This window comes from Bacillus sp. N13C7 (genome assembly GCF_026790065.1).
Classification (GTDB): Bacteria; Bacillota; Bacilli; order Bacillales; family Bacillaceae; genus Bacillus.
Map to the genome: position 1 here is coordinate 1 of NZ_JALAMO010000015.1, position 6,884 is coordinate 6,884.

Annotated in this window: 7 protein-coding genes and 1 pseudogene; 2 read left to right on the forward strand and 6 right to left on the reverse strand. The window is 41.7% G+C overall.

The window, feature by feature from the left end:
• Positions 1 to 260, reverse strand: a pseudogene (locus tag MOB98_RS16205) (hypothetical protein); the annotation flags it as partial.
• A 399-nt stretch (positions 261 to 659) separates the two neighbouring features.
• Here MOB98_RS16205 and MOB98_RS16210 point away from each other — a divergent pair.
• Positions 660 to 1,682 carry a protein rep gene (locus MOB98_RS16210; protein ID WP_268359898.1) on the forward strand — a complete coding sequence of 341 codons (1,023 nt, stop codon included), beginning with the start codon at positions 660 to 662 and terminating at the stop codon, positions 1,680 to 1,682.
• A gap of 29 nt (positions 1,683 to 1,711) precedes the next feature.
• Here MOB98_RS16210 and MOB98_RS16215 read toward each other — a convergent pair whose 3' ends face one another.
• From MOB98_RS16215 to MOB98_RS16225, 3 genes are all read right to left on the reverse strand, one after another.
• A complete protein-coding gene (locus MOB98_RS16215) occupies positions 1,712 to 2,380 on the reverse strand; it encodes a relaxase/mobilization nuclease domain-containing protein (protein ID WP_268359897.1) in 669 nt (222 codons plus the stop codon).
• Positions 2,380 to 3,135, reverse strand: coding sequence for a hypothetical protein (locus tag MOB98_RS16220; protein WP_268359895.1), 756 nt, complete (start codon positions 3,133 to 3,135; stop codon positions 2,380 to 2,382). The genes MOB98_RS16215 and MOB98_RS16220 overlap by 1 nt, the downstream gene beginning before the upstream one ends.
• Positions 3,136 to 3,570: 435 nt before the next feature.
• Positions 3,571 to 4,047, reverse strand: coding sequence for a DUF3967 domain-containing protein (locus MOB98_RS16225; protein WP_268359894.1), 477 nt, complete (start codon positions 4,045 to 4,047; stop codon positions 3,571 to 3,573).
• A gap of 161 nt (positions 4,048 to 4,208) precedes the next feature.
• On the opposite strand from MOB98_RS16225, the gene MOB98_RS16230 reads away from it, so the two are divergent.
• Positions 4,209 to 4,385, forward strand: a complete 177-nt coding sequence (locus MOB98_RS16230; protein WP_268359901.1) for a hypothetical protein — start codon at positions 4,209 to 4,211, stop codon at positions 4,383 to 4,385.
• Between the two features lie 620 nt (positions 4,386 to 5,005).
• Here the strand turns inward: MOB98_RS16230 and MOB98_RS16235 are convergent.
• The gene (locus MOB98_RS16235) at positions 5,006 to 6,130 is read right to left on the reverse strand and encodes a tetratricopeptide repeat protein (RefSeq protein WP_268359899.1); all 1,125 of its coding nucleotides are present in this window, start codon (positions 6,128 to 6,130) and stop codon (positions 5,006 to 5,008) included.
• A gap of 374 nt (positions 6,131 to 6,504) precedes the next feature.
• Positions 6,505 to 6,884 (reverse strand): hypothetical protein (locus MOB98_RS16240; RefSeq protein ID WP_268425363.1); only part of this gene is annotated, 380 nt, incomplete at its 5' end.

A 6,884-nucleotide genomic window follows, 5' to 3' on the forward strand; every position in this document is an offset into this window, starting at 1 on the left:
AATTCGAAGTATTTTTGTTGTCCGTCAACCAGATCATTTTTAAAGCCGTCTGATTTAGCTTTGGAAGAATCCAAAACAAAATACCCATCTTTTACGGAAACATACTTTTCTAGCGCTAGAATGTCCTCTTTGTCATATTGCTCTTCACTGTACTTTTTCATAGGTGGTAGATTACTTGGGGCTGATTCTTGAGCGAAAACATTTGGAGCCAAAGAAATCAATAAACACAGGGCTAATAAAACGGTAACGACTCTTTTCATCAAAAAGACCTCCTGTAAATGTATTCTACAATTACCAAATAAATCATAAATAGGCTTGTCTGTAACCGAAGGTCAGCCGAACAAAAACCGAATAAAAAGCGCAATCATCTTTAAAAATCAAAAAAAATCTCCCCCTTCGGGGGGAGAGAGGTTTTTGGGTTTAAAAAAAGCCGGCTGTTTTCAGCCGGTCTTTTTCGATTTTGGCAAAGCCGAAATCGGGTCTTTTCTTATCTTGATACTATATAGAAACAACATCATTTTTGAAAATCGGGTTAAAGCCTTGTGTGTCAAGGGTTTAAGTTAATTTTGACAGTACAAAACTCCTTCTGCTATTATTGAGTTACCACACAGCAATAATAGAACGCTAGATTACTAGCACAGAAAGGAGTTTCGTTTCGTTTGAATTCAGTTGAACATAATTATAGCATCCTCGATGACAGGACCGCAACAGGTAAAAAGCGGGATTGGAAAGGGAAAAAGAGACGGACTAATCTTATGGCAGAGCATTATGAAGCGTTAAAAAGCAAGATTGGAGCACCTTACTATGGCAAAAAAGCTGAAAAGCTGAATGGATGTGCAGAATACCTTTCGTTTAAAAGAGATCCGGAGACGGACAAACTAAAGTTGTATCAAGCCCATTTTTGTAAAGTGAGGTTATGCCCAATGTGCGCGTGGCGCAGGTCTTTGAAAATTGCTTATCACAATAAGTTGATTGTTGAGGAAGCCAATCGGCAGTATGGCTGCGGATGGATTTTTCTCACGTTAACAGTTCGGAATGTGAAGGGAGAAAGGCTGAAGCCACAAATTTCAGAGATGATGGAAGGCTTTCGGAAGCTCTTCCAGTACAAGAAAGTGAAGACTTCGGTTCTTGGATTTTTCCGAGCGTTAGAGATTACTAAAAATCATGAAGAAGATACATATCATCCGCATTTCCATGTGTTGATACCCGTAAAGAAAAGTTATTTTACTGGCAAGAACTATATCAAACAAGCGGATTGGACAAGCCTTTGGAAAAAGGCAATGAAATTGGATTACACCCCGATTGTCGATATTCGTCGAGTGAAAGGTAAAGCTAAGATTGATGCGGAGCAGATTGAGAGTGATGTGCGGGAAGCGATGATGGAGCAGAAAGCAGTTCTTGAAATCTCCAAGTATCCGGTCAAAGATACAGATGTTGTGCGCGGCAATAAGGTTACGGAAGACAATCTGAACACGGTTTTTTATTTGGATGATGCACTGGCTGCCCGAAGGCTGATCGGGTACGGCGGCATTTTGAAAGAGATACATAAAGAGCTGAACCTTGGTGATGCGGAAGACGGCGATCTGGTCAAGATAGAGGAAGAAGATGACGAGGTTGCTAATGGTGCATTCGAAGTCATGGCTTACTGGCATCCGGGAATCAAAAATTACATAATCACATGAAAAGAGCAGGCCCGAGGGTCTGCTCTTTTTTAACGGTCAATTCCATGATCATGGCTGCGGCGGCTTTGTGCTCGCTGCTGTTCTTTTTCTATTTCTCGCTGAGCTTCTTTGTTCCGTTGTTCTCGTATTAATTCGGCAGGCTGAAGAGCTGGCTCATGTTCTCTTTCTTCAGAAAGCTCTTTAAAAAAATCGCGGGTTTTGTTTTTGCCTTTTGATCTCTCAAACTGTCGTTCTTTTTCCTGTTCGGCGAAGGCTTGTAGGTCTTTTAAGTGTGACGGATACAGTCCGACTTGTTTACCGTCTTCGTTGTATCCTCGGATAACAACGTGAGCGTGGGGATGCCCTTTGTCATCATGGACGGCTGCGACCCAATCCAGTTTAACGTTGTGTTTTCCCTCGAACCGGTTCATGGTGTCTCTGACGAGTTCTTTCAGATCGGTGGCATATCGTTCGTGTTCATCTTCGCTCAATGAGATAACAAGTTTATGCCCGACCACTCCACGCTTTGGCTGTTCATTCAGCTTTTTGAAAAATTCAATTCGTTCAATGCTGTTTTGTGTAGCTGTAAATAGTTCCGGCGGTGTCCGGTGATGCTCTCTGTCGAGCTGTATGTATTTGATATGCTCTTTGATGTGCGTGATTGGTTTTCCGCCTTTGCTATGACTGGCGAAGCCGAGTGATTTTACATGGGCGACCATTAACGTCGCTCCTCCTCGTACATCTCCAGAAGCTTTTTGTTGTTATGAATCCGACTGTGATTTTCTAAGAGATGTGTCAGTTTCTTTTGAAGCTCATTCATTTCTGCTTTTTGTTTATTTAGTTGCTGGTGAAGCTGTGCGTTCTCGTTCTGATATTGAAGAGCTGTACGGGTTATTCTTTGTGTTTCGTTTTTCTGTTTTTCGAGGTCTGCTTTTAGAGAATCATGTCGGGAATCTAGATCTTCGAATTCCTGAGTCAGCATGTTCAATACGTTCTTGGTTTCGGCTAGTTCAGTTTCTAATTTCTTGTTTTCTTGGATTAGAGAGCTGACTCTTTCAGCGCCTTCTTTATCAAAGCGTTTCCGCATTCTTTGAGCAGCAGCACTTCGGATTTGTTCGCGGCGTTGCTTCGGTTCATTTTTAGAAAAAATGAAGTCGTAAATCTGTTCCATGATGATGGAGTTGTATGTGGTTTCAAAACTGGATTTTGCAGTGAGATTGGCGATTCTTTCGACTGTTTGTGTTCCCATGTCTTCGACTCTTTTTTCGATCCTGTCGATGAGAGCTTGCTCGGTTGCGGATAGCAACGAGCTTGCTTCGACAGGTTGGACTTGATGAGCGTGATACGCCCGGATGGCGTGTTCGATCAGCAGTCCAAATTTGGTTTCCGATCCGAAGTCTTTTTTCGCGAGCTTGCGACCGAGCGAAACAACTTCGGGATCGAGTCGGACGGATTCTTTTTGACGTGCGACCATGGTTTTTTCGACCTCCAAAAATTGAGTGATTAGCTCAATTTTAGAGTGTCGGACGGTGGGGGTCAAGGGGGAGGGCGTGCCATCCCTTTTGCGGAGTGGGTTGGACACATTGTGTCCGACACTTTTAACTCCGCCTCTCCCACCCACAGGGTGCGGGGAATGCCATTTTCCACAGCTCGGGCAGGTTCCGAGCGAGGACAAAATGGCTTGCTGAAATGAAGGGCTGCGGGACGATCCGATAGGGAGTCTCGCACCCGAAATGGAAGCAAAAAAGAGGACTGAACAGGGAAGAGTAACGAGGCTCACCCTGTTCAGTCCTCTTGGGTTTTATGGCAGGCAATGGGCGATTTTATTCGCCCGCCTGACATGCGGACATAGTCCGCCGGGGGGAGGGATGTAAAAATTACACCCCCACTTTTTCAGAAGGAAATTCTATTACGGTTTCCAAAACTGCCACCACTTTTTTTGGCGGGTGGCTGCAATCATTTTTTGTGTCTCCAGCGACTCTCGTAAGGCTTGTGTGAGAAGTTCGTGTCTTTCGCTTTGTCTTTTTTCGAATGCCTCCATGCGTTCCAGCATGCTTCGATTGAATTCCTCTTGTCGCTTGATGAATTCAATCAACGGATTGTCTTGTAGCGATGTATCGGTATTCGATATGGACAGATTTGATCGATACAAACCTGCTATATGTTTTACGGTTTCATCGAGTGAGTGTCCATTGATTTTGGTCATTGTACATAGATACTCTAGAGCCTTTACATCATCTTCGCTATAGAGTCGCCATCCCTTGGAGTCTTTCTTGAAGGAATATCCTTGTTCTTCAAGCTTGCTTGAATATTTTCGTACAGTCACAGGCTCTATACCAAGACGCTTTGCAACGTCTTTTGATGATAATTTAACTCCTACTTCCATATCGAATCACCCCATAAAAAGGGTTCGCTATGGTGAGGTCAAAGCCCTTTCGTGCTGCACCCTTTATTTAAGTTGTTTTGTAAAAGGGTGCATTGAGTGCTGGATGTGACGGCGGGAACATCCTTTGCTAATGGGGTAAAATGAATGAGAGGTGTAGTGACGTGGCTGACATGAATGATTTTGAAAAGGCTATGAGATACGTAAGGGCAACTCTTGGTTTTGAAGGATTAGTGCTGACGGAAGAAGAGGAAAAGCTCTTAGAAAGACGTTTTCATGAAGAAATCACAGAAGAAGAGTACATGAAAAAAGCGCTGGAGCTGTCTTATTCTGAGGAATGAAATTTGGGGACTTGAAAACGGACATCCCAACGAACCTTGATTTGACGGCGTTTCTTGGGGTGAACCAGTAAACGAGCGTTTATGCCGCGAAAGTCGATTTACAATGAGAGGCACCTTCAAGCAAACTGCCGGAGGTGCCCCAGAGGGCGTTTTTCGCCCGACGGGGTCGCCTTTGGGAGTTTGAGGGTGCGGAGGCTCGTTGTCAATCGAACCGTGGAATAAAAAGCGGGTCCTATAGAGCTGCCGGCTATTTGATCTGTTCGGTTTGTTTTTGTCATAATAGAGGCATGAGGTGGCGTTACCAGTAGCCCACGTAAAAATCAGATAGCTGGCTATACAAAAAGACGGATGCTGAGCAATCCGTCTTCTTCTTTGTAAAAATATGTGGGAGTGGGAAGTCAAACCCCCCCTGAGGATGCTCAGATTCGTTTCTGAGCGTCTTTAAAAAGAAAGCCGACTTTGAATACATGATCGAATCAAAAGTGCTGTGAGGTCTTAAAAAAGGCTTAAATCAAGTTGCAAATCGAGAAGCCACTTTAAAATCGTCATGTTGTTGCTGCACTAATTCATGACCGGATACAAATAACAACCCTGTGATAATGGCCAAAGAACAAAGCAACTTAAATTTCATACAGGAAATCGCCCCTTTGAATTTGTTTTTGAGCGTCAACCATTTGTCGAAAGAAATATACAGAATCATCCATACGCTCTTTCCTAGTATAAAATTCAGCGGCTTCTAAAGCCAATTCTTCAAAATAAGGATATCCTCTTTCATTTCTGAGAGGTTCTAACGCTAACATAATGTCTTCCCTGTTTGATCGATCAATAAATATAGCTTTAAGGACATTAAGTAAAGTCATAAAAAAATCATCTTTAAAGGCTTTGGCGCTTTCTAAAGCACGTTCGAAAAATTCCAATGCAGGAAAGCTTTTGCCTTGTCTAAACTTAATCAGGGCAAGATCATAATAAGCCTGGGTTAATTCTTTTGCTTTAATCTCCCTGGCTACATCTGCAGCTTGAAGAAAATAATCTGAAGCTGTCTCTGGATCGTTCATTTTGTTGTAGCACAAGCCCATATTTATCAGCGCTTTTGCGATGATTGGTTTGTTATCAATCAGTCTTGCTGTTGCTAAGCATTTTTTAATGTGTGGCAAAGCTTTTTCATGAGTTTCTAAATCAACGTAATTACCTGCAATAACAAACAGACAGTGAATTTTTCGGATTGAATAAGTGTCTTCTTTTGAGTAAATTTCAAATGCTTTTTGTACATAAAACATAGAGACATGAGTTTGTTTCATGTGGTAATAAACTTCTGCTAACTTGTAATAAAATTCGGCTTTTTCTATCCGGTCACGAACTTTGTAAATTCGTTTTTCTGCTTTTTTATAACTTTGAATAGCCCTTATGTAATCTCCTTCTGAAAAGTAGTACATTCCCTCGAAGAAGTTGGCGTAATACTCCATAAGTTTGGTGATCTTTTGAGATTTGCCTTCGCTTTCTTTTAAATATTGCCATTTTTCTAACTTTTTTGTTGAGTCCGAAGGAAATAAATATGACATCATAAGATAATGTCTAAATAACATGAGCTGATAATATATGAGAAGGTCCTGGTCTTCCTCCATAGACTCTATCATTTCCGTGATTTCAGATTTCAGTTTATCTGCGTTTTCATGGTCAAATGTGTTTATGTAGTGATACCACTCATTAATCTTTACACCCACGCTAGCAGATGGAATAAGATTCATTCGTTCCCATACCCCCTATTAAAATCCTTTTTATGTAAATGGTAGCATATGAGAAACGCTAGAAACTTTATTGCGGTAAGTTTTCGGTGGGGCGCAAAAAACGAAAGAGATTCGTAATAAAAAAAGCAGACAATTGAATGTCTGCTTATACTGTCATATTAATGATCATGTACGAAAGTGCTGAGACTACAATAACTGTAACAACTACAGCCAGAGCTAAATGTTTGGCGAATGATTTATTCGACTTCCCGTCTTTTTTGTTTTGTCTAGCAACTCTGATCCAAGTCACAGCTAGAAATAAAACCATGAAAATGGGTATTGTGTAGCTGACTATAAAATCCCACACGCTTTATCACCCCTCTGGCTACTTTATGTTATTTCTGAGGTTTGATGTTAAAGACTACAGCCCAAGTCATATCAGCTATTACACCTTTCCCGTTATTATTGGCATTTATTCTTGATGCAACGAGACCGAAGTAAGCTGCACTGAGACCAGGAGGAACAGATGGAATTATACCAAACCATGCTGCAGCTACAGCGATTCCGGCTGCAACTGATGATGCGCTGCTGAAAGATGTTGCAACTTTTTTACTGTCGCAGCTGTTCAATTTTCTTGAATAGCCCCACCAATAGGTTTTGCTTTTGGTAGTTTTCCCTTTGCATTTAAGGATTTCAGCATCTGCAGGTTTAAAATTCTTTTGTTCTTGGGTCTGTCCTGTAATATTCAAATTCTTGTCTACGGTTAGATTTCCTG